Consider the following 26,426-nt stretch of genomic DNA (forward strand, 5'->3'; position numbering starts at 1 on the left):
CGCCCTCCCTAGGGGAAGATGCTGGCGCGGGAGGTGTCCGCGCCGGCAGTGCTCGACCGCGATCCCTCGCCCCCGTACCAGTCGATGATGAGCAGTGTCGCGTCGTCGGCCAGGACCGGTCCGGCGATTGCCAGCACCGCGTCGGACAGCGCCCGCACCGCCTCGCGTGGGTGCAGGTGGGAGATGCCGAGCAGGGCGGCGGGCAGGTCCAGGTCGGCGGCGTTGCGTTCACGCATCCCGTCGGTGACGATGACCAGCCGGTCACCGGGCAGCAGGGACACCGCGCCGCTGCGGTAGCCCTCGTCGGGAAACATGCCCAGCGGGAAGTTGGCGGGCAGTTCGAGCGGCGTGGCCCGGCCGTCCCGGACCAGCATCGGCGGAACGTGCCCGGCGTTGAGTAGCTCGCACCGCCCGGTCGCCAGGTCGATGCGGCCCAGCACGGCGGTCACGTAGGCGCCGCGTACGTTGGCGTGCTCGGCGACGGCCCGGTTGGCCCCCTCGGCCTGTTGGATCAGGCTGTCCCCGCGGCGGCGGGTGTTGCGCAGGCTACCCACACCGAGGGTGGCGGTGAGCGCGCTGGCCACGCCGTGGCCCATCGCGTCGGTGACGCTGACGTGCAGCACGTCGCGGGCCACGCTGTAGTCGAAGGTGTCCCCGCCGATGCTGGCGGCGGGTTCCAGCCAGCCGGAGAGCGCGAACGAGCCGGCCTCGCAGGTGAACGAGGCGGGCAGCAGGCGGCGTTGGATCTCGGCGGAGAGAGAGAACGGGGTGCTGCGTTGACCCCATTCGAACAGGTCGGTGTGCCGACGGTTGGCGATGACCACGAACGCCAGCGCGTGCGCGGTGCGGGCGATCTCCGCGACCGCGGCGGTGTCCGGCTCGTCGGGCAGGTCGATCTCCAGCAGGCCGATGGCCTCGCCGCGCTCGGTGACGGGTGCGAGCACCGTCCAGTGGCCGTCTCCGGGAAGCACCAGGGTGGTCTGCTGGCGCAGTGCCCGCTCGTAGGGCCCGCCGTCGAAGGGGAAGACCTGGGCGGCCTCCGTGCCCTGACGCCGATCGGGGCGGCCGATGATCGTCTGATGGGTCAGCCGGACCAGTGCCCGGCCACTGAGGTCGGCGATGAGCAGCGAGACGCCGAGCGCACCCAACGCCGTGGCGACGGCGCCGGTGACAGCCTCGACAGCCTCGACCGGAGCGGCCTCCTCGGCCGACTGGAGCATCCCGGCCAGCACGGCCTGATCGTTGTCCTCCACCCGTCGAGCATAGGCAACCAACGGACCCGCCGACATGGTCTGCCGGCGGCACGGTCCGTCGACCCCTCCCGTCACGGCCACCGGACGACTGCCGGCCGCTCAGGTGAGCGGCCGGCAGCCAGGAACCGGGTACGAGTCCTCGTCCGGAGGCCGACGGGTCAGCCTCTGATCCCCTGTGCCGAAGGCCGGCGACCCGGGACCTACCGTTGCCCTCCCGCGACGGTCGCAGGGTTCAGCTGCGGCTCCATCGTTGGTTGGCCCCGCCGTTGCAGTCCCAGATCTGGATGCGCGTGCCGTTGGCCGTACCGCTGCTGACCACGTCCAGGCAGCGGCCCGAGCCAACGCCCGTGATCGAGCCGTTGGCGTTTACCGACCACCGCTGGTTGGACTGGCCGTTGCAGTCCCAAATGATCACCGAGCTGCCGTTCGCGGTGCCGGCGCCGTTGACGTCGAGACACTTTCCGCCGAAGACGCGCAGCTCCCCGGCGGCGGTCGCGGTCCAGCTTTGGTTGCTCTGGCCGTGGCAGTCCCAGATGATCGCCGCCGCGCCGTTGGCCTGCGAGGCGCCGTTGACGTCCAGGCACCGTCCGGAGGCCGCGTTGCGCAGGGGCGACGTGCCGCCCGGCGGCGGGGTAGTCGGGCTGCCGGTGGGCGACGTGGTCGGCGACGTGGTCGGGGTCGGTGTCGGATCGGTGCTGCCGAACTGGGTGAAGAACCTCCACACCTCGCCCTTGGTCCAGGTCCGGACGCCGCTTTCGCCGCCGCCGTCCACCGGGCCGGGGCCGTGCCCACCGTCGAAGGCGGCCCACACCACCGGATAGCCGGATCGGCAGCCGGAGTAGGTGGTGGTGATGTGGGTCAGGCTGCCCGCTCGTGGCTCGGGCGGGTTCTGCGCGGTGCAACCGTTGTTCCGGACGAACCTGTCCCGCAGGGACCGTCCGGCGGAGATGTTGAGCACCGAGTCCCCGAGGCCGTGGATACCCATGTACGCGATCGGCTGGGTGCCGCCGCTGCACCCGCTGAGCTGCCCGCCGGAGTAGACCGCGACGGCGCGGAAGACGGTCGCCCGGGAGCAGGCAAGCGAGTAGCTCATGCCTCCGCCGTAGCTGAAGCCGAGCGCGAAGAGCTGCGTGGTGTCGACGCACAGGTCCGCCTCGATCAGGCTGATCATGTTGTCGACGAACGTGACGTCCTGGCCGTTGGGGTTGGCCCAGCCGTTGCCGTTGCCCTGGGGGGCGACGAAAATGGTGCTGTTGTTCGCCTGCTGCCGCAGCCCGTAGTAGGACCAGGCCGCCCCGTCCGACCCGCCACCGTCGACGTCGCCGGCGGTGCCGCCGTTCCAGTGGAACCCGAAGATCAACCGGTACGGGTGGTTTCGGTCGTAGTTGTCCGGGATCCGCAGGATGAAGCTGCGGTTCTGGCCGCTGCTCTGGATGGACCGCTGACCGCTCGTCAACGTGGGCGCCTTGCCGCACCCGGCGGTCGCCGCGGCCGGGACGATGTCCGCTGCCGACGCGGTGGTGCCCAGGCCGCCGGCCAGTGCCCCCGCGCTCACGGTCACGACGACAGCCGCGGCCGTTGCCAGAAGACCAAGGATGGGTCTACGTCTTGTCATGATGAGGCTCCCGCCACTCGACACGAACTGACTTAGGCGCAGGGGTCCACGGCGACACCCACGCCGCTATGACGCGCCACTCCCGTCGCCCCCGCCGACCGCACTCCTGGCGGAGGAAACCCTGGAGGACGCGATGTGCCCATGGCGCCCGGCCGGCTCATCGCCAGAGGTTCCCGCGGCTGGCCCGCCGCCCACGCGGGACCAGTTGGTCGATGAATCGTCGGCGACGGACACCGTGGTTGCCCGAACACCAACGGTTGACCGCCGGACGGTGCCGGAGCGCCCGGCCAAACATCGAATCAATTCGCCTCGACGCTAGATCGCACAGTGAAATATGTCAATGCCGTGTCCGGCGGGTTGCGGCCTGGAGGGAGCCTGGGTAGGGCCTGCCCCACCGGCGGCCTTCCCGCTCACTGGCTGTCACCTGGACGGCCCATTTCCTAGCGTTGCAGGAGAGTCCTCCAACACAACTCCTGTCGCTCCGGAGGTGGCCAATGAACCCTTCCATCGAAGACCCGCCCGCCAGGAACCGAGCACCAGCCGGTACGCCCTCCCGGATCGTCGACGTCGACGCTCTGCGCGCCGTGGCGCTGCTCCTCATCCTGATCGTCAACATCGCCTACTTCGCCGACGGCTATTCCTTCCAGCTGGTTCCGGATCCCGCCCACGACTCGTGGGGTGACCAGGCGGTCCGGTGGCTCGTCGAGGCGCTCTTCGCGATGAAGGCGTACCTGCTCTTCTCTTTTTTGTTCGGTTACAGCTTCACGCTCCAGCTCGATTCCGCCGCACGGCGCAACGTCGATTTCGCCCCACGATTCCGGCGACGACTGGCCGGGCTCTTCGTGCTCGGAATCCTGCACGCGGTGCTGCTGTTCCACGGCGACATCCTGACCACGTACGCATTGCTCGGTCTGATCCTGCTCGCCATGCGACGAGTCGCCGTCGGGACCGCGCTGCGTACCGCCGTGCTGGTGACCGGCGGGATCGGCTTCGTCCTCGCGCTCGCCGCCACCGGCGGGGTGCAGCTGGTCACCGATCCGGCGACGGCACTCGCGGCCGGGCAGCGGTCGACCGAGGCGCTGCAGGGTGGGTTCGGCTCGGTGATCGCCGAGCACGTACGCCAACTGCCGGCGATGTTCGGCGCGCTCCTCGTGCAGGGGCCGCTCGCCTTCTCGGCCTTCCTCTTCGGTTATGTGGCCGGGCGGCGCAAGCTCCTCGCCACCATTGGCGAGAACCGGCAGCTCCTGCGCCGGGTGCAGCAGGTGGGCTACCCGATCGGCCTGGCCGGTGGCGTCATCTTCGCCTCGGGCGGGGGCACCGCCAACCTGACCGGTCTGACGGCGGGCGTGCTCACCGCGCCCCTGCTCGCGGCGGCGTACGCGGCCAGCGTGCTCCAGTTCTTCAGGAGTGACCGGGGGCGGCGGGTCGTCGCCGTGCTCGCGCCGGCCGGACGGATGTCCCTGTCGAACTACCTGGGTCAGTCGCTGCTCTGCGTGCTGGTGTTCACCGGAGTTGGTCTGGGCCTCGCCGGCAGCGTCGCACCTGCGGTCGTCGTCCTCATCGCGGTCGCGATCTACGGTGTGCAGCTTGCCGTCAGCGCGGCGTGGATGGCGCGGTTCCGGTACGGGCCGATGGAGTGGGTGTTGCGGGCCTGGACCGAGCGGCAGTGGCCGCCGTTGCGGGCGACCGACCGCAGCCCGGTACTGCATCGATAGGTCTCCACGTCTTGGCAGCGACGCGTGCCTCCGCTACCGTCCATGGGAACGCTCCCACACACTTGGAAACGTCTATGTGACCAGGAGGCAACACGTCGTGGCTATCCTCTCCTCGCTCCGCCGCAGATCGGTGGCCACCAGCCTGGCGGCCGTCGCGGGCGCCACCGCTGTCGGCGTCTGCCTCACCGTCGGCAGCGCCTCCGCGGGCACGCTGTCCGGATCGCTCTACCGCGACCCGAGTTCGGCAGTCGTACGCTGGGTCGCCGCCAACCCCGGCGACTCGCGTACCGCCGTCATCCGCGACAAGATCGCGAGTCAGCCGCAGGCCCGCTGGTTCGCCAACTTCAACCCCTCCACGGTGCAGTCCGAAGTGTCCGGGTACATCGGCGCGGCCAACGCGGCGCAGCAGATCCCGGTGCTGGCGGTGTACGAGATCACCAACCGGGACTGCGGCGGGGCCAGTGCGGGTGGGGCGCCGGACCTCAACCAGTACCAGACGTGGGTGTCCAACTTCGCCCGGGGACTGGGCAACCAGACGGTCATCATCATCCTGGAAACCGACTCGCTCGCCCTGCTGACGTGCCTGAGCAGCGCCGAGATCAACGCGCGCAACCAGGCGATCTCGACGGCCACCCGGACCATCAAGTCGGGCAACCCCAACGCCAAGGTGTACCTCGACGCCGGGCACTCCACCTGGAACGGCGCGGGTGAGACGGCCAACCGCCTCCGGGCGGCCGGCGTGCAGTACGCCGACGGCTTCTTCAGCAACGTGTCCAACTACAACTCCACAGCCAACGAGGCGAACTTCGGCCGGGCGGTCATCTCTTCCCTCAACGGCATGGGCCTCTCGGGCAAGCGCCAGGTCATCGACACCAGCCGCAACGGCGGTGCCAGCGGCGACTGGTGCGGTGACGACAACAGCGACCGGCGCATCGGGCAGTACCCGACGACGAACACCGGCGACAGCAACATCGACGCGTACCTCTGGGTGAAGCCGCCGGGGGAGGCCGACGGCTGCCGCTACACGGCCGGATCGTTCCAGCCCGACCTGGCCTACAGCCTGGCCAACGGTGTGCCCAATCCGCCCACCACGGCGCCGCCGACCACGGTCCCGCCCACCACGGCGCCGCCGACCACGGCTCCGCCGACCACGGCTCCGCCGACGACCGCTCCGCCGACCACGGCTCCCCCCACCACCCCGCCGCCGACCGGTAACGGTTGTTCGGCGTCGGTGGCGGTCAACCAGTGGTCCGGCGGCTTCACCGCGAGCGTGACGGTCACCGCCGGATCCGCGGCCATCAACGGCTGGACCACGACCATCACGCTGCCCAGCGGCGCCGCGGTCACCGGCGTCTGGAGCGCCCAGGCCAGCGGCACCAGCGGCACCATCAGGTACACGAACGTGAGTTACAACGGAAGCGTCGGCGCCGGACAGTCGACCAGCTTCGGCTTCCAGGGCACCGGCACCGGTCCGGGCGCGTCGGCCATCTGTGCGGCCAGCTGACCCCACCCGATGTCACGAGCCCGGTGCGGAGGACCTTTCCGCGCCGGGCTCGTGCGCGTCCTGCGGTACGGGCCGGCCGGTGCCGGAATGACGGCCGGGCCCAATGGGCGTGAAGGACTCGTCGACTCAGTTGCTCCGGTGCACGGACTCAAGCAGCAGCTACGGATTGTCCGACCGGTGGTAGGTCGGGATGGCGACTGCCGGTTTCCCGGTGTCGGCTTCTCCCTCTCCGGGACGTCTCGTGGCAGGCGAGCAGCGCGAACGCCGCGGCCGTCAGCAGGCCACCGAACAACGGGATGACGCGTACCCCGAACGTCGCCAGCAGGCCCGCACCGATGAGCGAGCCGGCGGCGAGGCCGACGTTGAACGCGACACTGAGGCTGGCCGATGCCATGTCGGTGGTCGACGGGGCCACCTGCATGATGCGGTGCTGGATTCCCGCGATCAGCGAGCTGAAGGACATCCCCGCCACGGCGAGCAACGGGATCGTCAGTGCCTTGCTCGCTCCCACCCCGTAGAGGCCGAGCATCGCGGCGGTGATGAGCCCGAGCAGGCCCAGCACGACACCGATCGGGAACCGGTCCAGGACCCGGCCGACCGCCCAGGTGCCGGCGACGCCGAACGAGCCCTGGACGAAGAGCAGCAGGCCGAGGGATGCGGCGGCGAACCCGCTGACGTCGAGGAGGAAGACGGTCATGTAGGTGAACGCGCCCATGGCGCCGGTGACCGCGAGGATGGTGGCGACGAGGAGCACGACGAAGCGGGGCCGATCCGGCATGGGTCCGAAACTGCCCGCACTCTCTTGCGCCGTGTCGCGCGGCAGGAGAAGGACGACCGCGATGCAGGTGACGAAGCCGAGGATGGCCATCGCGAGGAAGGCGGCCCGCCATCCGGCCTGCCCGCCCAACCAGGTGCTCAGCGGTACGCCGAGGACCGGGCCGAGAGCGTTGCCGATCGACAGTCGAGCCACGATGCGGCCGCGGATGTTCGCGGGGAACATCGAGATCGCTACGGGGAACACCACCGCCCAGAAGACCCCGTTGGTGGTGGCGGACACCAGCCGCGCGGCGAGCAGCACCTCGTAGGAGGTCGCGAAGGCCGACACCGTCGTCGCCGCGGCGAACACACCGAGGGAGCCGGCGAGCAGTGGGCGCCGGGGCAGTCGCCGAGTGACCCGGGTCAGCGGGAGCGCCACAATCATGACCACCACGGCGTACCCGGTCACCAGCAGACCGGCCTCGGATCTGGAGCGGCCCAGGTCTGGGGCGATCAGCGTGAGCAACCCGATCGGCAGCACCTCGGTGGTGACGTAACAGAAAGTGGCGGCGGACAGCGCGGCGAGGGCATAGGCCGCGCGTCGTTGGTGCGCCATTGGCTACCTCCCAGATCCTGGACAAGGCGTAGCGGGAAACAGCCAGGCAGGCGGTACGCGGGAAGCCCTCGATCATCTCGATGGCATCACTCATCGCTGCTGCACGGGCGTGATTCCAACAAAACGGGTTTTGAAGGTAGCATAGACAGTCGGAAATTCCTCGCCGTGGCATGGGCCGACGCCGTTCTCCAGAGTGGCCGCTCACCGGGCTCACCGGGCTCACCGCGCTCACCCGGCTCTACTCCAATCGGCCGCAACCGCCCCGGAGGGCTTAGATGGTAGCCTCTCGGCATGCCCCTCGATGTGTGCCAGCTACCGTTGGTTGGTGGGCACCCTGTGCTCGATCTGGTCAACACACGTGAGCGAGGGGGCGCGTCGCCGCACGACTTCCTGTCCGACAGCTCCGCTCTGCTGCGCTGGTCGGTCCGGGTGGGCGTGATCAGCGACGCGGAGGTCGACGAGATTGGCCGTGCGTGGCGCGACGAGCCCGCGGCGGCGCACGCGGGAGTGGTCGCCGTCCGGGACATTCGTGAGGCGCTGCATCTCGTGCTGCTCGCGACGATCACCGACGCGGACGCGGGCACGGCAGGTGACCCGGTCGCGGCCGGAGCCGCGTTGGTCGCACTCCATCAGCGCTGGTCCGGCGCTGCCGCCCGAGCGAGATTCGTGCTCGACTCGTCGCGGGTGCGGCTGACCTACGGCACGGTGCCGGCCATGGTGGTGCCCGACCGGATCGCCGCGGCCGCCCTCGATGTCATGCTGACGGCCGACCTGACCCGGGTACGCCGCTGCCCGGTGCTCGAGGGCGGTTGTGGCTGGCTGTTTCTCGACCAGAGCCGCAGCGGTTCCCGCCGTTGGTGCCGCATGGCCGACTGCGGTAACGCGGTAAAGGCACGACGGCTCACCGAACGTCGCCGTGCCGCCCGGACAGCCGGCCCGTAGGCAGTGACGAAGGGTGGCGGGTCAGCGGCCTGTCGTGCCGGTGGACCTCCTGGCTCAGCCGCTCTCGTCGACGAACCTGTAGTAGCTCATCCGGAACCGTTGCAACAGGGCCTGCATGAACTCCGGACCGGCCTCCGGCGGCACCCGCTCCGCGAAGCCGCGCCCTGCCGGATCGCCGCCCGACCTCCACCTCGGCCCGACCGCCTTGTGTGGGGTGGGGTTGGCGGCTGGTCCACATCCCGGGTGGTCCTTCTCCATCTCGGACGCTCGGTCGGCGGCTCGGTAGGGATAGCCCTACCCCGTAGACGAGTGCCAGCATGATCGGTATCCGGCCGCCGTTTCGGAAGGCTCGGGGTATGCACCTGACCCGCCCGATGCGCATGCTGGTCGCCGGGGTTAGCGCTGGGGCTTTGGCGCTCGTTCCTCTCTCGGCGGCCTCCGCGGCGCTCGTGACCCGGGATTACCCTGCCGTGGCGCCGGCGGGAGCACCGGCCTCCGAGCTAACCGGTATCGGGCAGCTGGTGGACCAGGTCGTCTCGACCCAGTTGGCACGGGACCGGATCCCTGGCGCTGCGGTCGTCGTCGTAGCCGGCGGAAAGCAGGTCTTCGCCAAGGGATACGGCGTCTCGAACGTCCCCGCCCGAACGCCTGTCGATGCGGCCTCGACCGTGTTCTTCACCGGCTCGGTGGCCAAGATCTTCACGGCGACGGCGGCCGCGCAGCTGATCCACCAGGGCAAACTCGATCCGAGCGCCGACGTGAACACGTACCTCAAGGCCTTCAAGATTCGCGACACCTACCCCGGGCACCCGGTCACGGTGGCGGATCTGCTGACCCACACGGCGGGCTTCGACGACGACCCGCGGGGGGTCGCCGTGGCCGACCCCGCAGCCGTGCCGGCCCTGGGGGAATACCTCGCCGCGCACCAGCCCGACCGGGTCCGCCCGCCGGGAACCCTGGCGCGATACGACAATTACGGCGTCGCACTGGCCGGATATCTGGCGCAGGTCGTCTCCGGCCAGCCGTTCGCACAGTACGTCCAGGACCACGTCTTCGGACCGCTGGGGATGAGCGGCACGACATTCGTTCAGCCGCATCCGGCCGCGATCCAGGCGCACGTGGCGGTCGGCTACCGTCCCGTAGGTCGCGGTCAGGTCCGCGAAAAGGGCCAGTACGGCGCGTGGTCACCGACCGGGGCGGGCACGGTGGCCACCGCGACCGACATGGGCACGTTCATGATCGCCCAGATGGCCGACGACCCACGGCTCGGCGCGGGCGTCGCCCAATCGCTGCGGCAGCAGCACTTCACGATGGACCCGCGTCTGCCGGGGATGGGCTGGATGCTGCAGCAGGCGCCGCGCAACGGACAGCCGCTGCTGTTCAAGAACGGCGACGTCCCGGGCTTCCACGCCAATCTCGCGATGCTGCCCGACCAGAAAATCGGGATCTACGTGGTCTACAACGGCGACGGGACGAACGGCGTCGCGAGCTGGAGCGGCAGGGACCTCATCCACCAGATCGTCGACCGCTACGTCCCGGACACGAGTCCAGCACCGAAGGCGGTCAGCGGGATCGACACGTCCGGTCTGGCGGGAAACTATCGGGTCAACCGCATCAGCCACACCCAGGTGACGAAGGTGGTGGCGCTGCTCTCGACGGTCACCGTCGCCGTGGCCCCCGGCGGCTCGCTGACCACGAGCGGTCTGTCGTTGAATCCGAACGCGGGCGACCAGCACTGGTACCCGATCGGCACGGGACTGTTCCAGGAGCAAGCCGGCCAGGCTCAGATCGCCTTCGACGGCAAGGGCAATTTGTTCATGTCGGACGACCCGACGGTCGCCTTCACGAAACTGGCCTGGTATTCGTCGCCGACCCTGCACCAGATCATGCTGGGGGCCGGCGTGATGGTCCTGCTGGTGGCGTTCCTCTGGCTCCCGATCCTGGCGTTGGTACGACAGCGGAAGGGCAGGCCGGCGCACTCGCGCTGGGCGCAAGCGGCGCGGGTAGCAGCGTGGCTCACCGGCGGACTGACGACGGTATTCATCGGCTGGCTCGCCGTGCTGGCGTCAGACATGAACGCCCTCACCGAATCGGTCGTGCTCGGCTCGGTGGTGCTGACGGTCCTGCTGTCCCTGAACGCAATAGCGGTGGCGACAACGGCGGTGATGATCGCCGGCACGGGAGCGGCGTGGGCCAGGCGATGGTGGACCGTCCAGGGCCGAATGGCGTACACGATCACGACCGTCGCTGCCATCAGCTATCTGATGGTGGCCTTCACCTACAACCTGATCGGAACCCCCATCGGCTGAGGGCGCAGGGCACACGCCGCAGCTCACCCGATCACCGGGCGGCACCGCAAGGTGGCTGAGTCGCTGCCTGGAGAGATTGCCGACGTGGCTCAGCCCGCAACGGGGCAGACGGGCCGGGGGGTACCGCGGGAGGATTCGCCCGAGGCGGTTGGCACTGCAGGGTGGGAGCGAGGCGGTCACCGACCCTCGGCTACGGCACGTGTGCAAGACCAGCGAGCACCGATGAGGGAGAAATTAGTGAACGACGAGGTCACCCAGTACATCAACAAGGCGCAGCCGTGGCAGGTCGAGGTCTGCGAGAAGCTTCGCGCGATGATCGACCAGACGGTTCCGGGCGTGGACGAACGACTCCAGTACGGCAAGCCGCACTACCTCAAGAACGGCCACTACGCGGCCGTCATCGCGGTGGCCAAGGCCAAGGTCTCGTTCATGGTCTTCAACGCGACGGACGTACCCGAGGTAAAGGGTTTCCTCCGGGCGATGGGCAAGGGGGAGCGCAAGACCGTCGACATCACCGAAGGGCAGGACGTCGACTTCGGTGCACTCGCCGGCATCCTGGAGAAGACCACTGCTGGCCTGTAGCTGCCGGCGTGCCGCGATCGTGCCGGCCGGCGTCCGTCCGGCCGGTCCGGCGTTCCAGCACCCGCCGGTGTACGACGACCTCGTGGTCGTCGCTCAGCAGCGGCACGGGCCGATGCCGTCGGTGGATCCGGTGATCAGGACACGTGCCGGGTGAACTCCTTGGCGCCGGATGAGGCCGTGCCAGACCAATCCTCCGTTGGGGCGTCGCTGTCGGTGCTGTCCGGCCCGGCGGCTCGCTGGTCGATGACGGGAGTTGCAGGGCCGGGCGTCTTGGGCAGGCGAGTTCTGTTCAGGAAATTGGTGAGGAACAGCAGCAGTACTGCGCCGGCATAGAGAAACGCTCCGATGACGAATGACACGCGGTAGCCGGTTTGCTGTGCCGCACCGAGGACGGGGCCGGCGAGGAGGGCACCGATCGGGATGGTGTTGGTGTAGAGCGTCGAGGCGCGTCCCCGTTCACGGGGCAGCAGGTCCTGGACGTAGGTGATGCCGAGGCCACCGACGGCGGCGACCGTCGCCGCGTTGAGTAGCTGCGCGGCCATGAGTTGCCAGACATCGGTGGCGTAGGCGACCGACACCATGTAGGCGAGGCCACAACCAGTGCCGATGACGAGCAGCCGGTGTATCGGGACGCGGGTGGCGAGATACCCGAAACCGATCATGAGAGGTATCTCCAAACCTGCGCAGAGCCCCAGGAGCAGCCCGGCGCTGCCGATGCCCGCGTCGAGCTCGCGCAGGACGAACAGGGGTAGGGCTTGGACGGCGAGATTGCTGGCGGCGTACAGAAGCGTGAAGGCGCCCACGCTCAACCAGATAGCGGGGTGCCAGGTAGCGGCTTCCACCGCGTGCGGCAGGTGATCATGTTCGGCTGTTGCCGGTTGTCGCCGCCGCAGGACCGCCAGGACCACGACGGCGACCGTGACGTACATCAGTGCGGAGAAGGCGTAGGTCATCGCGAAGCCGCCGGCGGCCAGCAGCAGCGAGGCAAGAGGTGGACCGGCCACCCAGGAGACGGAGAAGAGCATGCGGAACGTGCTCATCTGCATCGCGACGTTGCTACCGCCGCCCAGTGATTCGCGGGCGTAGGCAAAGATCTGGGGCATCACCGCGTTGGCGACGGCGGTCAGCGTCACGGTGATGAGGAGAAAGAGCCAGTAGTTACGGACGATCGCGGAGAGCCCGCTCGATGCGACACCGGCCAGTGCGGTGATAAGCAAAATGCCACGGCGGTGGGGCAACCGGTCGGAGAGGCGGCCGAACAGGCTGGCGACGATCACGGCACTGATCGGTGCGGCAGCAAGAAACACCGCGATGCGAGCGGTGTCAGCACCCAGCGCTTCGTCGAGAAACAGAGTCAGGTAGGGAGTGGCCATCGCGGCGGACAATCCGACCGCGATGAAGACGATGCCGAGAGCGATGAGATGACGACCACCTCGGCCCTGCTCTGATGCTTCTGACACGAATTCTCCGAGGTTGCGTGGGGCATGGGCGTACTCATCAGGACAACGCGCCTGGACCTGAATGTCACACCCACGTCTGCCGCCGTACTCAGCTCAGCGGTCGATCGAGGCCATGTTGGCCTCGTCGTGGCGGGCGCCGGCGGGCGTGAGCGAGTCGAGGCGCTTGAGTTGGTCGGCGGTGAGTCTGACGGCGTCGGCGGTGCGGTGTTCTCCGCGGCCGGAACTTCGTCCACGCCCTGCGGCGCCAGCTCATTCTTGATCTTACCCGTGTGCAAAGGGCCGTTCATGGGAGGAGTAGGCAACACGCGGAGGTCCGCGAAGGTGTCCCTGTTTGGGGCAGGCGGAGATCGGCGATCGGCGCGACGATGAGCTGGTGGTCAACAAAGGCACGAACGATCTCGGCGGCTTTCTACGTAGCCGGCGCGAACGCCTGACGCCAGACGCTGCGGGTATCGAGCCCGGCGCCACTCGTCGGCGAGTCCCGGGACTGCGCAGGGAAGAGCTGGCCGAACTCGCCGGGGTAAGTATCGGCTACTACACGCGACTGGAGCAGGGGGTCAGTGGTAGCGCCTCTGCCGCCGTCATCGACGCGCTGGCCGCGGCGTTGCAGCTCTCTCCGGCGGAGCACGAACATCTGCGGATCCTTGCTGCTCCGCGACGACCGACTCGTCCTCGTGCCCGTAGAAGCAAGCTCAGGCCCTCAGTACGTGAACTGCTCGCCGCCCTGCCTGCAACACCGGCGATCGTGATCGATCACCGCGCCGACGTCCTCGCGTGGAACCGCCTCGGACACGCTCTGCTGGCCGGCCATGTCGACGTCGACGCCCCGGACCTGCGGATTCGGCCCAACATCGCCCGAATGCTGTTCCTCGACCCGCACCATCGCGCGTTGTATTGCGACTGGCACGCCAAGGCGCAGGTCACCGTCGCGGCCCTGCATCAGGCGGTTGCGCGGCACCCGGCCGACCCAGTGCTCGAACAGCTCGTCGGCCAACTCGCCGTCGACAGCCCGGAGTTCGCGCGAATGTGGGCGCGGCGCCCCGTCCGAACGTGCTCGTACTACCTACGAGAACTCGACCATCCGATCGTCGGGCGAGTGACTCTGGCTAACGAGACGGTCACCCTCCCTGACGATGACCAGCAGATCGGCCTGTTTTACGCGCGTCCCGGCACATCTGATGCCGACGCGCTCACCTTGCTGGCACAGAGCCTCGTACGACGCGTCGCGCCAGGAACCCTGTCCCGGAAGGAGGAAGCACGATGAGGATCGTCGTCGTCGGCGGCGCCGGCACCATCGGGCGACGTTTGGTGCCCGCGTTGCGATCGCGCGGCCACGACGTTGTCGTGGCCGGACGCACCTCGGGTGACGTCCATGTCGACCTGACCTCGCACTCGACCATCGAGGCCATGTACCGCGAGGTCGGGGCGGTCGACAGCGTCGTGAGCATCGCAGCGCACGGCGCGCTCGACGAGTTCACGACGCTGACATCCGACGCGCTGTTCGAAAACATGCGAGCCAAGTTCTTCGGGCAGGCAGATCTGGTTCTCACCGGCCAGCACCACTGCGCCGACGGTGCCTCGTTCACCCTGACCTCCGGTATCTTCGCCGACCAAGCATGGCCGCACGTCACCGGCGGCGGCGTCATCAGCGGCGCCCTGCACAGCTTCGGCCTGTCGGCCGCGATCGAGCTACCGCGGGGTATGCGGATCAACGTGGTCAGCCCCACGATGATCGGCGACTCCCTCGACGCCTTCGCCGAACACTTCCCCGGCATGCGTCCGGTGCCGATGGACGAACTCGTCGGCCACTACCTGCACTGCGTGGAAGGTGACGACACCGGCCGCATCATCCGGGCGTACGGCTGACCACGCGACTCGCGCTCACACGTCGTCGTCACGATCATCACGGCTGAACGCGCCGGGCTGCCGCCCGTCCGAGTGGCACTGGAGCCGCTGACGATCGGTGTCGATCAGAACAGGGTGTCGCGCCCACGCAGGTCAACGCGGGTCACTCCCTGCCAGAGCACGTAGTGGGCGGGGCATTCGTGGGCCAGGCGGAGAAGTCCGCGGCCGGCGGTGACGCGCCGCTGCAACTGGGCGAAATTGGTGCGCCCGCGCTCGAAAACGATCAGCTCACCGTCGAGCACTGCGCCGAGCGGTACCGCTGCCCGGATCGCCCGGGTGATGTCTGATGGCAACGTCGGGTATTAGAACCATTGGAATGCCAACGCCGTGCAGTCGGTAGCGGCGACGGTTCGAGAGGTCGAGGCGGAGGAGTGACAGCCTCTTGTCGGGGTTTCCGCCGTCCGTTCACCGTCTGCGACAGGCAAATCGAAGGTTGGTATTGCCCACGACCGTCGCCCCAAGCTCTTGTCTGACGGGCTGCGGGTTTGGTGGACAGCAACGAGACGAACGGCCACTGCCGGCGGCGACATGCGGAGTGATGGCTGCCCGAGGCGTGTTCGGGACTGTTCGGGACTGTTCGGGACAGAGATAGCGGCCTCGTTGTCTTGAGGTCACAATCGAAGCGGGCTAGCTTCGAATCTCATCGATGGGCGGAGGGCGACAGTGGCGCCTGCTGGCGGGGGTCACAACTCCTGCGTCAGCCGCAGCAGTGTCGGCAGCCTGCCAGTCTCGTACGGGGCCGGACCAGGACTTCAATCCGTACGGATATCACTTCACCGAAAGCGTCCACCTTCGCAGCGGCCCAAGCTGGGAGTGTGGGGTGGTGGGTTTTGCGAGCGTCGGCAATAAGGTCGACTACCATTGCTGGCGCTGGGGCGATGACGATAGCGGCTACTGGACCTACCTGCGTACGCGGAATACCGTGTACGGCTGGGTCTGGGAGGGTTATCTGGAGTATGGCGGAACTACTTTCTCTTGCGCCTAATCCGGTCCACAAAGGGTGCCTAGTGCGTCGTCATGCCGCCTTGAACAGGTAATCCGGGCGGCGGATTCTGAAGTTGGTCGCAAACCCTGACTCGAAAACCAAGGCGTCCCGCTCCGCCAAGCCGCACATCGCGGTCGGTGGAGCGGGGCGCCTTTCGTCGTCCCAGGGTCATCGACGGCGGGCAGCGACTTCCCGCCGGAACGCCTCCAACCGGGGTCGGCTCCAATCGGTCAGCTCGCAGCCGTCGGGGGCGCACTGGTGACAGGCACGGTCGTTGCGGTGCAGGTCCGCGATCATGCTCGCGACAACCAGATCACCGGGTGGTGCGTGCGGCTCGGGGCAGCAGCACGGCACCTCCCGGCCATCAACGACCATCACCCGAGCGCAATCGTGCCCCAGATCCAGGGGTTGGCCGGATCGGCAACCCGCGCACCAATGCTTCAGGCCGCCCGGGTCAACAGTTCGGGCTCGTACACCGGCTCACCCACGACTTCGAGGTAGTAGGCCGCGTTGCTGCGGGCTATGCCACGCGGCCACGTTGCAGATGGGGCACCGGTCCGGGTTCGGCCAGTGATCGTCAATGATCGCCTTCGCGGTGCGGATCATCTGCGCGCGAACCGAATCTTCGAACAGGTAGGGCGGGACCAGGCGACGATCCGCTGATACAACTCCTCTCGCGGCGTACCAGGGAGGTCATTCGCCGCGTCGTAGTAGTAGCCGGCCAAGCTCATGGCCAGGCCCTGCGCCTCTCCCTGATACAGCTCCGACAGCGTCACTTTCGCTGGCGCGCAAGGCCACGGCTGCTCGCACTGAAGGCAGTCCCACCCGGGCTTGTTGGGTGCGTGCTCGATCGGTTTCTGCGGCTTCAGGCCGGCGATGACCACGGGGCGGTTCACCGCGGCGAGTCCGTTCGGGTGTCGTTGGCATCACCGGCGGGCGGCGGGTTCGGTGTTGCCGCGTCGGAAGGGCGGGCCGGCGGCGCAGCGGGTGGCCGACCGTAGAGGGTGGCCGGGCCTGTCTGGTCCAACAGCGGCACCGGGCGCTCACGTCGACCTCTGCATGGCCACATCCGTCTGGCCCCTCCTGCCCGGGGAGGGGCGGGGGCACCCCAGGTCCGCCCCCGCCCGCAATGGGGGGTTGGGCGGCGGCGGTGCTGGCACACACCGGCGTGCGCAGGTCGCTTCAACCGCCGCCGCCCGGTCGCGTCCGGCACGGGGGGACCGGACCGGACGACCTGCAACAGACGGTAGGGCGACGGTCACGCAACTTCCGTCACAGCATGAGGCGTTCTCCCACACAGCGCGCCCGCGAGTCCACGCTCATCGGCTGTGTCCGGATACCGAGCCAGCTCAACCGCAGGCGTAGACCGTCAGAGCCGCCGCGTGGTAAGCGCGCAATCACAGCTGCAATCCGTGAGGTGAGTTCAGCATGTTGATCAGCTTCCGCGGCCCGGCGTACTGCGGACGTCGGCGGCAGTGAACACGGACAGCTCAATTCCCGCACGGGCAAGGCGCCGCCCCGCCGGACGCTCGGTCAGCCGGTCGTGCGCAGTACTGGTGGGAGGGTGTTATCGCGCCCGTGCACTATTCCCCGGGAGACTGGGCATTGTTGAGCCCGTATGCCCCGTTCGAGCAGGCGACGGGGTCGAGTGAGTCCTTCAACGGCGAGAACCACAGGCCGTCGTACACCAGCTCGCCCCAGCGCTGGTCCACGCCCCTCTTGAACCGGGCCAGGTCCCGCTCCACGGTCACTGGTTCCCCAGCCGGGATCCTTCACGTGCATGACGTCGATCTTGATGTGTTGAACCCTGGGACAGGGGCTTTGAGGCAGTCGACGGAGCCGCTGTCGTGCCGGCTGTTGCTGACGTCCTCCCATGGCACTGCCCTCGGCCCGAAGCCGGGTCACTGATGACGGTAATGCCGAGTGACGACGGGTCGCCCGAGCGGACATCGACCAAGGTGCGCTCATCGCGGCTACGGACACCGCCGCCCCGCCTTGGCGGCGAGCGTGGGGAAGCGAAGGATGCGACGGCCGACTGCGCCAAGCGGTTCTGCCATGCTCGAGCAGGCCCTGGGCTGACCGCCGGAGGGCATGACGAGAAGCGAAGGTGGGCGTTGCGTGAGTGACTACGACGTGTTTCTCGCTGACTGCCCTGCCCGTACGACGCTGGAACTGGTGGCTGACACCTGGTCGGTGGTCGTGGTGTTCGGGCTGGGACGTGGTCCGCACCGCTATAGCGATCTTCGCGATCGAATCGGCGGGATCAGCAAGAAGATGCTCACTCAGACACTGCGCAAGTTGGAGCGCAACAACCTCGTGGAGCGACGAGTCTTGGCTACCGCGCCTGCGGGCGTGGAGTACCGATTGACCCACCTCGGGCAGAGCCTGCTCGGGCCGGTGTCGGTCCTCGCTCGGTGGGCCGAGGACCATGCCGACGACCTTGCAGTCGACGACGGCAGCTGACCAGGCGGGGAACCGGATAGTGCCCCACGGCTGCCTAACGTCGCTGTCATGAAGATAGGTGTTCTTGGTGCCGGAGTGATGGCCGATGCGCTCGGCACCCGATGGGCGGCGGCCGGCCACGAGTTGATGATCGCGGGCCGGACGGCGGTCAAGGCCGACGCGTTGGCCCGTAAGTGGGGCACCCGCGCCGGCAGCTTCGAGGAGGTGGCCGAGTTCGGCGACATCGCGCTGATCGCGGTCCTCTACCAAGGCATGCCGGCAACCTTGGCCGAGATCGGTGACGGGTTGCGCGGCAAACCGATCGTCGACTGCAACAACGCAGTCGAGATCGAACACTTCACACTGGTCACCGAACCCGGCCGGTCGATGGCACAGCAGATCGAGTCGGCCACCGGCGGTCACGTCGTCAAGGCGTTCAACCTCTGCCAGGCGCTCGTGTGGCAGATGGAACCGCCGGTATTCGACAATCGCCGTCTCGTGGTCCCCTACTGCGGTGAACATTCCGCCGCACTGGACATGACCCGGCAGCTCATCACCGACCTTGGCGGCGAACCACTGCCGATCGGCGACCTCCGACACGCGCACCACCTCGAGGCCATGGCAGCAATCGTGATCTCGCTGCTGTTCGGCGGGCGTGATCCGTACACGGTCTTCAACCTCGTGGATCGGGCCACCCACAGCATCGATGCGTAGCTGAATCGCCGGCACATCGTTGGCCACAGCCGCAGAGCTATCGGGCAGCCCGTCGAGATGTGTCTACTCGGACGCGCAGTCGTCAAGTATGAGCGGGCGTTCCGGGCCGAAGGACGACCCGTGCTTAGTACTCCAGCCGCATTTGGTGGAGTCGGCATCTTCGCTGGTAGTGGGCTGTTTTGGTGCGGTGCTGGCGTCGGCGTCGCCATCGTGACCATCGATGGATGTGGCCGAGGGTCGTGGCGAGGAAGTCGCTGACCACCGGTGAGGTGCGGAATGCCGCCACCGCGAGGCACACCTGGTCGGGCGCCAGGTCCGTGACGGACACATAGCTGACTTCCGGGTGGGAGTAGAACACGGCTGTCGAGTCGATGGCCGGCGGGCAGCACCGCCACCCGTGGCTCGGTGTACAGCGGGGCGACGCGCAGGCCGGTCTCGTCGATGGGCAGCCGCACATAGCCGAAGGTCACCCCGGGTCAATCCGTGCCACTCCAGGTCGGCCCTAGTTAATGATCATGGTCGCCGACCGGCCCGGTGTGGTCGCCGTGTAGTCGTCGGTCGGGCGGTTCGCCGGGTCAACGCAGGTCAACGCGGGTCACTCCCTGCCAACGCGGGTCGACCCGCAGGTCGTTACACTGAGCACTCGCGCCCCCGTAGCTCAGGGGATAGAGCATCGGTTTCCTAAACCGTGTGTCGCAGGTTCGAATCCTGCCGGGGGCACCAGGCAAAACGTAGATCACCTCCCTGATCTGGCACCGGGCGTGGCCTCACCACTTCCGCAAGAAGCCGACATCCTTAGCACTTCTCTGCGAGTCTCCGTGGGGCTGCTAGGTGCTCAGGTGTGCCGAGCCCGCCGGCAAAGTCAGCGGGCGACGACTGAGTCAGCCTGATCCACCGAGCCCTCGCAAGCCGTCAACCGCCTCGCCGTGAGCGCTGAGAATCATCGAACCCTGATGATCACGATCCCGCCGGGAGCACTACGGTAAGGAGATGTCTGCGGATAGACCCCTTACCTTATGGGCGGGACGCGTAGCCGCGCTGCTGGGCATCGTGCTTGTCGCGCTCACCCTGCGCCAGACGGTTGCGGTGATGTCGCCGATCCTCGGTGACATCCGTGCGGACATCCCGATCTCGAACATCGGCGTCGGGCTGCTCGGCACGTTGCCACCGATCCTGCTGGCGGTATCGGGGTTCGTCGCGCCGCGCGTCGCCCGCGGCATCGGCCTCGACGGCGGCATCGTGCTGGCGCTGCTGCTCATGACCCTCGGCCATCTCGTGCGCGCAGCCGCCCCGGGCTACGCGGTGCTGCTCGTCGGCAGCGTCGTCGCGCTCGCCGGCACGGGCATCGGCAATGTGCTGCTGCCGCCGATCGTGCGGCGCTACTTCCCCGACCGGATAGCGTTGCTGACCGCCATCTACGTCTGCATCCTGGGAGTGAGCACGGCCTTGCCCGCGGCGGTCGCCTCCCCGGTCGCCGAGCAGGTCGGATGGCGGTTCTCGCTCGGCATGTGGGCGGCGACCTCGGTGGTTGCGCTCGTTCCGTGGCTCGTCATCAGCACGCGGGAGCGCCGCCGACGACTCTCGGACGCCGACGCCGTCGAGTCCCCGCCCACCACCCTCGTCACGCGACTGTGGCGGTCACGCGTGGCCCTGTCGATCACCGTCGTTTTCTCGACCAGCACGATCCTTACCTACGCGTGTTTCGCCTGGCTGCCCGAGATCCTCGGCGACATCGCTGGCTCGACGCCGACCGAAGCCGGTGTGCTGCTCGCCGTCACCGGCATCATCAGCGCCCCCATCGCGCTCATCGCACCCCTGCTCGTCGCGCGGCTGCGCTCTGTCAGCTGGCTGATCGCCGCCGGTACCGCCAGCTTCGTGCTCGGCTACCTTGGCCTGCTGCTCGCGCCCGCGACACTCACACTGCTCTGGGTGCTGCTCATCGGCTCGGGCTCGATCCTGTTCCCGGTCAGCCTCGTACTCGTCAACGTACGCACCCGAACCCAGGGCGGCACCGTCGCGCTGAGCGGCTTCGCGCAGGGGATCGCGTACGCGCTGGGAGCGCTCGGTCCTCTGCTCGTCGGGCTGCTGCACGACGTGAACGGCGGATGGACCCTGCCGCTGCTGTTTCTGCTCGCCGTCGCCCTCGTGGCGGTCATCCCGGCGTTCACGCTGGCCAAGCCCGCGTTCGTCGAGGACGAACTCGCCCGCTCCTGCTCCAGCCAAGGATCGTGACCACGGATTCGGTGAGCTTTTCTAAGGGCGCAGAATCAAAGGAAGTGGACGGTCGGCGCTAAACACTCGCCAGGCTTCTCGCGGGCCGACACCGATGTCGCGGATCTGCCTGCCGCCGACCGTCGGCCCTCTGGAGTGCCCGTGGATGCTCTGCGGACCACCCCGGGGCATTCAATCGGACATATCATTGTGCTTTGACTCCAATTGAGTCCAATAAGTCCTTGATCGCCGAGAGGAGTTCTTGCTCGGTGGGGCCTACGGTCGCGGGGAGGGGCGGGTCAGGGGTCGCGGTGGTGGAGGAGGAGGGCGCCGAGGAGTAGGGACGCGGCGGACCAGGCGGCCAGGACGGCGAGGCCCGCCCAGGGGCCGATCGGGAGGTTGTCCAGGTCGGTGGTGGCCTGGATGGCGAGGCCCGACGTCATCGGCGCGAACCGGCGCAGCGTCCGTTGCAGCTCCGGGTCGTTGATCACCGCCGCGACGAGCGGCACGGTGTAGAGCAGGGCGAACATCGCCCCCGCCGAGGCCGCCGAGTCTCGGATCGCGGCGGCGACGCCGAGCGCGAGCAGCCCGATCAGCACCAGATAGAGCACCGACCCGACGGCCGCCCGCAGCGTGGGACCGTCGGCCAGCGACGGCGCGGCGATGCCGTTGCCGGGCAGGATCGCCCGGCCGGCGGCCACGCAGCCGAGCACGGCGACGGTCCCGGCGGCCAGGGTCAGGCCGCCGATCAGGACCGCCTTCGCGGCCAGCACCGCTATCCGGCGGGGCGCGGCGGTGAACGTCGTGCGGAGCAGGCCCGTGCCCTGCTCGCCGCCGATCGCCAGCACGGCCAGCATCACGACGACAGCCTGGCCCAACTGCACCCCGGCCAGGCTCAGCGCCGCCGGATCGACACCGCATCCACCCACCTTGCAGCTCGCCGCGGCGACCGCGAACAGGCTCACCAGCACCGTCGCCACCACGAGGCACGGCAGCAGCCAGCGGGCGGCCGGCTCGGTCCGCAGCTTCGTCCACTCGGCGTGCAGCGCCCGGCTCACGCCGTGCCCCAGGTGCGTTCGGTGCGGGGCTCGCAAGCTCGCTCCTCGCTCATGCGTCGCTCCGGCGCAGCTGTGCGGCCGCCAGGCCGAGGGCCAGCGCGGCGTACCCGGCCATGACGGCGAGGCCGCCCCATGCCGGCAGCGGGTAGTAGCCGGACCCGGGTGTGTAGTTGGCCACCACGTGCGCATACTCGGGCGTGACCTGCTGGATCGCGAAGGCCGCGGCGGGGGTCAGCCGCAGCAGCCATTCCGACGCCGCGGTCGGCAGGCCTCCGATGATCACCGCCAGGTACGGCAACACCACCACCGCCACGGCGATGCCGACCGCCGCCAACCCGCGCCGGAGCAGCGCGCCGAGCCCCAGGGTGAGCAGCGCCGTGCCGGCAACCAGCAGACCGGCCTCGACGGCCACCCGCGCGATGGTCGGCGGCGGCAACCCCGGCTGCCGGAAGCCGTTATCCCGCAGCAGGTCCCAGGCGAGCGGGATGACCAGCGCGGCCGCGGCCGTCCCGGCGACGAAGGTGACGGTGCCGAGCACGACGGCCTTCGCCGCCAGGACGCGACCCCGCCGTGGGCTCGCCAGCAGCGTCATCCCGATCAGGCCCCGCCGGAGTTCGGTCGAGACGTTGAGGGCGGCCACCACGATCACCACGATCAGGCCGATGACCAGTCCGATCAGTACAAGCGGGACAGCGGGCCCGGCTTCGCCGGTGAGTGGTGCCATGTCGCCGTTGCCGGAAAGGGTCATGACGCCGCCCGCCTCCTCGACGCTGCCCGGGTGGTGCGGGGTGCCGTCCAGGTTCGGTTTGGCCCCGACGTCGTCGCGGAGCCAGTCGCCGCCGGGCGCGGTGCCGGTCAGCCCGACGTTGTCGAAGGTGGCGGTCGCCTTGGCCAGCCGGGCCTGGGCGGTCCCGCCTCCGACACCACCATCCACGGTGAGGTCACTGGGTGAGGTGACGAAGAGTCCGATCTGGACGGTGCCTGCCAGCGTCGCGGTGCCGACTCTGGTCCAGGATGCGCCGTCGGTCGACTCCTCTCCGGTGAGCGTGTTACCCGCGCGGGTCAGCCGCAGCCAGCGCGGGGCGTCGGCGGATACGGCGCCTGGTCTGCCCGCGGTGTCGTGGATGAAGTTGTGCTGCATCCGCACGCCGTGCTTGGCCGTGACCATGACGGCCACATAGCGGGATCCCTCGGCGGTGCCGTCCTTGGCGATGACGCCGGCCTTCGCCCACTCCACCAGGCCGGGGACGATCTCGTTGTGATTCGGCGGCGGGTAGGTGATCAGGCCGGTCATCGACGTCACCCGTACCGTGATGGCGCCGTCCCCGGCCAGCGGCTGGTGCACGAAGTAGAACTTGTCCCGCACCGCCTCGCCGTCCGGGCCGACCGGGGGCGTCGGGCACTCGACCTCGACAGTCCCCAGAGAGCAGGACGACAGGCTGTTCGACGCGACGTACAGCCCCAGCAGCACGGTCACCACGGCCGCGGCCACGATGCCGAGCACCCAGCCGCGGACCGTCCGGAACTTGGTCCATTCGGCCCGCACGAGTCGTCCGAAGTCGCTCATGCCGCCACCGCCGCTACGCTCCGACGCTGATTCGCCCGCACGCTCGCTCATCGGGTCACCTCCCCGCGGAACTCAACCGCGTCGCGGGTCAGCGCGAAGTAGGCGTCCTCCAGCGAGCCCGCGCCTCCCCCCGGTGTCGCCGCCAGCAGTTCGGACACGGTGGTGTCGGCGAGGACCCGGCCCCGGCCGGCGATCACCACGTGCGCGGCGATGTGTTGGAGCTCGCTCATCAGGTGGCTGGAGACCAGCACGGCCCGCCCCTGGGCGGCGAGGGTCCCCAGTAGCCCGCGCATCCACACGATGCCCTCCGGGTCGAGGCCGTTGAACGGCTCGTCCAGCATCAGCACCGGCGGGTCGCCGAGCAGCGCGGCGGCGATCCCGAGCCGCTGCCGCATGCCCAGGGAGAAGCCGCCGGCTTTGCGGCGGCGGACCTCGCCCAGCCCGGCCTGCTCCAGCACCTCGTCGACCCGCCGGGCAGCGAAGCCCTGCGAATGGGCCAGCCAGAGCAGGTGGTTGCGGGCGGAGCGGCTCGGCTGTAGCGCCCCGGCGTCGAGCAGCGCCCCCACGTGGGTCAGTGGCCGGCGCAGCGTCCGGTAGGGCACGCCGCCGACGAGCGCGGTGCCGGCGTTCGGGGCCGCGAGACCGAGGACCACCCGCATGGTGGTGGACTTGCCGGCGCCGTTCGGGCCGACGAAGCCGGTGACGTGCCCCGGCCGTACCGTGAAGGACATGCCGTCCAGGGCGACGGTGCGCCCGTACCGTTTGTGGAGGTCTGAGACCTCAATGGTGGATTCCATGGGCTCGGTTCTACGGCGCGCGCCGTAACAGCGGTCGAACGCGCACCGTTATGCCGTTGTTAGGTCCGGACCGGAATGCTGGTCACGTGCCGGTCGGCGGCGCGGCAGGGGGAACGGATGCGGACGGCTCGGCTGCGGTTCACGATCATCTACGTGGCGCTGTTCATGCTCTCCGGCGTCGCGCTGCTCGGCCTCACCAGCTTCCTCACGATCGCCCGCACTACCTCCCCGGTCGTGCCCGCGCAGCAACAACGGCCGGACGCCTCCGCCGCGCGGATCGCCGAACTGGAGGCCCGACTGGAGGCCGTGCACCGGGATCAGGCCCGGCAACTGCTGGGAGGCTCGGCGATCGCGCTGGCCGTGATGGGGGTGGCCTCGGTGCTGCTGGGCCGGTCCGTCGCCGGGCGGGTACTGCGCCCGCTGCGCACGATCACCGCGGCCACCCGCCGGATCACCGCCGACAACCTGCACGAGCGGCTGGCCACCCCCGGTCCCGACGACGAGGTCAAGGCGCTCGCCGACACCATCGACGAGTTGCTCGAACGCCTGGAGCAGGCGTTCGCGGCGCAGCGCCGGTTCGTCGCCAACGCCTCCCACGAGCTGCGCACACCGCTGGCCACGATGCGTGCGTCGCTGGACGTCGCGGTCGCGAAGCCCGGGCCGGTGCCGCCGCAGACGGTCGCGCTCGCCGGCCGGCTGCGTACCGAGCTGGACCGGGTCGACGGGCTGCTCGACGGCTTCCTCACCCTGGCCCGCATCCAGCACGGCGCGCTCGCCGACCGCGAACCGGTCTCCGTAGGCGCGCTGGTCACGGAGGTGGTGTCCGCCCGCGCCGCCGACATCGAGGCCAAGCGGCTGACGGTCCGCGCCGAAATGCGGCCGGACGCCTGGACCCGCGGCAACGCGGTGCTGCTCGCCCAGATGACCGGCAATGTGATCGACAATGCGATCACCCACAACGTGCCGGACGGCTGGGTCCGGGTGGTCGCCGCGCCCGAGGCCGGCACGGCACTGCTGGCCGTCGAGACCGGCGGCCCGCCCCTCGACCCGGATCAGGTCGCCCGGCTCGGCCAGCCGTTCCAGCGGCTCGGCCTGGAGCGGACCGCCGGCGGCGGCACCGGGCTGGGCCTGTCGATCGTGGCGGCCGTCGCGGCGGCGCACGGCGGCACGCTGGTGCTGCGTGCCCGGCCCGAGGGCGGCCTGCACGTGGCGATCCGGCTCCCGCTGATACCGCCGGCGTCCGGGGAGGACGAGGCCGCGTGAGGGTGCTGGTGGTCGAGGACGCGCGGGCGCTCGCCGAGGTGATCGCCGAGGGCCTGCGTGACCAGGGGATGGCCGTTGACGTCGCGGTGGATGGCCTGGCGGCCGCCGAGAAGCTGGACCTCGCGCCGTACGAGGTGGTGGTGCTTGACCGCGACCTGCCGGGCCTGCACGGCGACACCCTCTGCCAGATGATCACCGAACGGGGCGACCGCCCGATGGTCCTGATGCTGACCGCGGCTGGCGCGCCCGGCGACCGGGTCACCGGCCTGACGCTCGGCGCCGACGACTACCTGGCCAAGCCGTTCCACTTCCCCGAGCTGGTGCTGCGGATCCGCGCCCTGGCCCGCCGCCGCCCGTCGGCGCAGCCGAGGACGCTGCGCGCGGCTGGCCTGGAGCTCGACCCGGCCCGGCGCACCGCCACCCGCGACGGCCGCCGGCTGGACCTGTCGGTCAAAGAGTTCGCCCTGCTGGAGGCGCTGCTGCGGGCGGCGCCTACGTTCCTGAGCGCCGAATCGCTGCTGGACCAGGTCTGGGACGAGAACACCGACCCATTCACCAACACCGTCACGGTCACGATCGGCCGCCTGCGCCGCAAACTCGGCGAACCGCAGATCATCACCACCAGGGCCGGCGTCGGCTACCGCATCGCCGACCAGTAGGCCGGGGTGGCCGCCGGGTTCGCATCCGCCCACAGATTCCGGACGTGCTGGAAGGCTTCACGTCGACCCCTCC

The 26,426-nt window shown here is 69.2% G+C and carries 22 protein-coding genes, 1 tRNA gene and 1 pseudogene; 13 read left to right on the forward strand and 11 right to left on the reverse strand.

Going from position 1 to position 26,426, the window contains the following annotated elements:
- Positions 1-8: 8 nt before the first annotated feature.
- Both AB0A90_RS03430 and AB0A90_RS03435 read right to left on the reverse strand, forming a co-directional pair.
- Entirely contained in the window at positions 9-1,253 is a 1,245-nt protein-coding gene (locus AB0A90_RS03430; RefSeq protein WP_357240972.1) for a PP2C family protein-serine/threonine phosphatase, read from the reverse strand.
- 232 nt (positions 1,254-1,485) lie between these two features.
- Complete coding sequence (locus AB0A90_RS03435; protein ID WP_357240975.1) at positions 1,486-2,868, reverse strand: lectin; 1,383 nt, start codon at positions 2,866-2,868, stop codon at positions 1,486-1,488.
- A gap of 494 nt (positions 2,869-3,362) precedes the next feature.
- Between AB0A90_RS03435 and AB0A90_RS03440 the strand changes: the two genes are divergently transcribed.
- Together AB0A90_RS03440 and AB0A90_RS03445 are read left to right on the forward strand one after the other, a co-directional pair.
- Positions 3,363-4,583 carry a DUF418 domain-containing protein gene (locus AB0A90_RS03440; protein ID WP_357240978.1) on the forward strand — a complete coding sequence of 407 codons (1,221 nt, stop codon included), beginning with the start codon at positions 3,363-3,365 and terminating at the stop codon, positions 4,581-4,583.
- Positions 4,584-4,680: 97 nt separating this feature from the next.
- Positions 4,681-6,087, forward strand: coding sequence for a glycoside hydrolase family 6 protein (locus tag AB0A90_RS03445; protein ID WP_357240981.1), 1,407 nt, complete (start codon positions 4,681-4,683; stop codon positions 6,085-6,087).
- Between the two features lie 148 nt (positions 6,088-6,235).
- On the opposite strand, the gene AB0A90_RS03450 is transcribed toward AB0A90_RS03445, so the two are convergent.
- Positions 6,236-7,459 carry an MFS transporter gene (locus tag AB0A90_RS03450; RefSeq protein ID WP_357240984.1) on the reverse strand — a complete coding sequence of 408 codons (1,224 nt, stop codon included), beginning with the start codon at positions 7,457-7,459 and terminating at the stop codon, positions 6,236-6,238.
- Between the two features lie 291 nt (positions 7,460-7,750).
- On the opposite strand from AB0A90_RS03450, the gene AB0A90_RS03455 reads away from it, so the two are divergent.
- Positions 7,751-8,401, forward strand: a complete 651-nt coding sequence (locus AB0A90_RS03455; RefSeq protein ID WP_357240987.1) for a CGNR zinc finger domain-containing protein — start codon at positions 7,751-7,753, stop codon at positions 8,399-8,401.
- Between the two features lie 54 nt (positions 8,402-8,455).
- Here the strand turns inward: AB0A90_RS03455 and AB0A90_RS03460 are convergent, their stop codons facing one another.
- Positions 8,456-8,659: a hypothetical protein gene (locus tag AB0A90_RS03460; protein WP_357240990.1), complete on the reverse strand. Its 204-nt coding sequence runs from the start codon at positions 8,657-8,659 to the stop codon at positions 8,456-8,458.
- Positions 8,660-8,757: 98 nt separating this feature from the next.
- Here AB0A90_RS03460 and AB0A90_RS03465 point away from each other — a divergent pair, with 98 nt between their 5' ends.
- Together AB0A90_RS03465 and AB0A90_RS03470 are read left to right on the forward strand one after the other, a co-directional pair.
- Complete coding sequence (locus AB0A90_RS03465; RefSeq protein ID WP_357240993.1) at positions 8,758-10,710, forward strand: serine hydrolase domain-containing protein; 1,953 nt, start codon at positions 8,758-8,760, stop codon at positions 10,708-10,710.
- Between the two features lie 237 nt (positions 10,711-10,947).
- Complete coding sequence (locus AB0A90_RS03470) at positions 10,948-11,292, forward strand: DUF1801 domain-containing protein (RefSeq protein WP_357240996.1); 345 nt, start codon at positions 10,948-10,950, stop codon at positions 11,290-11,292.
- Positions 11,293-11,426: 134 nt separating this feature from the next.
- Here the strand turns inward: AB0A90_RS03470 and AB0A90_RS03475 are convergent, their stop codons facing one another.
- Positions 11,427-12,752, reverse strand: coding sequence for a sugar efflux transporter (locus AB0A90_RS03475; protein ID WP_357240999.1), 1,326 nt, complete (start codon positions 12,750-12,752; stop codon positions 11,427-11,429).
- A gap of 331 nt (positions 12,753-13,083) precedes the next feature.
- On the opposite strand from AB0A90_RS03475, the gene AB0A90_RS03480 reads away from it, so the two are divergent.
- On the forward strand, positions 13,084-14,016 hold the full coding sequence (locus AB0A90_RS03480; RefSeq protein ID WP_357241002.1) for a helix-turn-helix transcriptional regulator: 933 nt from the start codon (positions 13,084-13,086) through the stop codon (positions 14,014-14,016).
- Entirely contained in the window at positions 14,013-14,618 is a 606-nt protein-coding gene (locus AB0A90_RS03485) for a short chain dehydrogenase (RefSeq protein WP_357241005.1), read from the forward strand. The genes AB0A90_RS03480 and AB0A90_RS03485 overlap by 4 nt, the downstream gene beginning before the upstream one ends.
- Positions 14,619-14,722: 104 nt before the next feature.
- Here AB0A90_RS03485 and AB0A90_RS03490 read toward each other — a convergent pair whose 3' ends face one another.
- The 3 genes and pseudogenes from AB0A90_RS03490 to AB0A90_RS03500 form a co-directional block, all read right to left on the reverse strand.
- Positions 14,723-14,950, reverse strand: a complete 228-nt coding sequence (locus AB0A90_RS03490) for a hypothetical protein (RefSeq protein WP_357241008.1) — start codon at positions 14,948-14,950, stop codon at positions 14,723-14,725.
- A gap of 1,294 nt (positions 14,951-16,244) precedes the next feature.
- Positions 16,245-16,538: a hypothetical protein gene (locus AB0A90_RS03495; RefSeq protein WP_357241011.1), complete on the reverse strand. Its 294-nt coding sequence runs from the start codon at positions 16,536-16,538 to the stop codon at positions 16,245-16,247.
- 747 nt (positions 16,539-17,285) lie between these two features.
- Positions 17,286-17,399 (reverse strand): annotated as a pseudogene (locus AB0A90_RS03500) (hypothetical protein); the annotation flags it as partial.
- Between the two features lie 361 nt (positions 17,400-17,760).
- Between AB0A90_RS03500 and AB0A90_RS03505 the strand changes: the two are divergent.
- The 4 genes from AB0A90_RS03505 to AB0A90_RS03520 all read left to right on the forward strand — a co-directional run bounded on the left by AB0A90_RS03505 (position 17,761) and on the right by AB0A90_RS03520 (position 21,030).
- A complete protein-coding gene (locus AB0A90_RS03505) occupies positions 17,761-18,105 on the forward strand; it encodes a helix-turn-helix domain-containing protein (RefSeq protein ID WP_357241014.1) in 345 nt (114 codons plus the stop codon).
- Positions 18,106-18,153: 48 nt separating this feature from the next.
- A complete protein-coding gene (locus AB0A90_RS03510; RefSeq protein WP_357241017.1) occupies positions 18,154-18,798 on the forward strand; it encodes an NAD(P)-binding domain-containing protein in 645 nt (214 codons plus the stop codon).
- A gap of 647 nt (positions 18,799-19,445) precedes the next feature.
- Positions 19,446-19,521: transfer RNA gene (locus AB0A90_RS03515), tRNA-Arg, on the forward strand.
- 267 nt (positions 19,522-19,788) lie between these two features.
- Positions 19,789-21,030, forward strand: a complete 1,242-nt coding sequence (locus tag AB0A90_RS03520; RefSeq protein WP_357241020.1) for an MFS transporter — start codon at positions 19,789-19,791, stop codon at positions 21,028-21,030.
- A 278-nt stretch (positions 21,031-21,308) separates the two neighbouring features.
- Here AB0A90_RS03520 and AB0A90_RS03525 read toward each other — a convergent pair whose 3' ends face one another.
- Genes AB0A90_RS03525 through AB0A90_RS03535 form a run of 3 tightly spaced genes read right to left on the reverse strand, consistent with a single transcriptional unit; the run spans position 21,309 to position 24,431 of the window.
- Positions 21,309-22,103, reverse strand: coding sequence for an ABC transporter permease (locus tag AB0A90_RS03525; protein WP_357241023.1), 795 nt, complete (start codon positions 22,101-22,103; stop codon positions 21,309-21,311).
- 13 nt (positions 22,104-22,116) lie between these two features.
- Positions 22,117-23,634, reverse strand: coding sequence for a hypothetical protein (locus AB0A90_RS03530; RefSeq protein WP_357241026.1), 1,518 nt, complete (start codon positions 23,632-23,634; stop codon positions 22,117-22,119).
- 47 nt (positions 23,635-23,681) lie between these two features.
- A complete protein-coding gene (locus AB0A90_RS03535; RefSeq protein ID WP_357241030.1) occupies positions 23,682-24,431 on the reverse strand; it encodes an ATP-binding cassette domain-containing protein in 750 nt (249 codons plus the stop codon).
- A gap of 117 nt (positions 24,432-24,548) precedes the next feature.
- Here AB0A90_RS03535 and AB0A90_RS03540 point away from each other — a divergent pair, with 117 nt between their 5' ends.
- Together AB0A90_RS03540 and AB0A90_RS03545 are read left to right on the forward strand one after the other, a co-directional pair.
- Entirely contained in the window at positions 24,549-25,694 is a 1,146-nt protein-coding gene (locus AB0A90_RS03540) for a HAMP domain-containing sensor histidine kinase (protein ID WP_357241033.1), read from the forward strand.
- On the forward strand, positions 25,691-26,353 hold the full coding sequence (locus AB0A90_RS03545) for a response regulator transcription factor (protein WP_357241036.1): 663 nt from the start codon (positions 25,691-25,693) through the stop codon (positions 26,351-26,353). The genes AB0A90_RS03540 and AB0A90_RS03545 overlap by 4 nt, the downstream gene beginning before the upstream one ends.
- Positions 26,354-26,426 lie beyond the last annotated feature (73 nt).

It is taken from the genome of Micromonospora sp. NPDC049204, assembly GCF_040647935.1.
Classification (GTDB): domain Bacteria; phylum Actinomycetota; class Actinomycetes; order Mycobacteriales; family Micromonosporaceae; genus Micromonospora.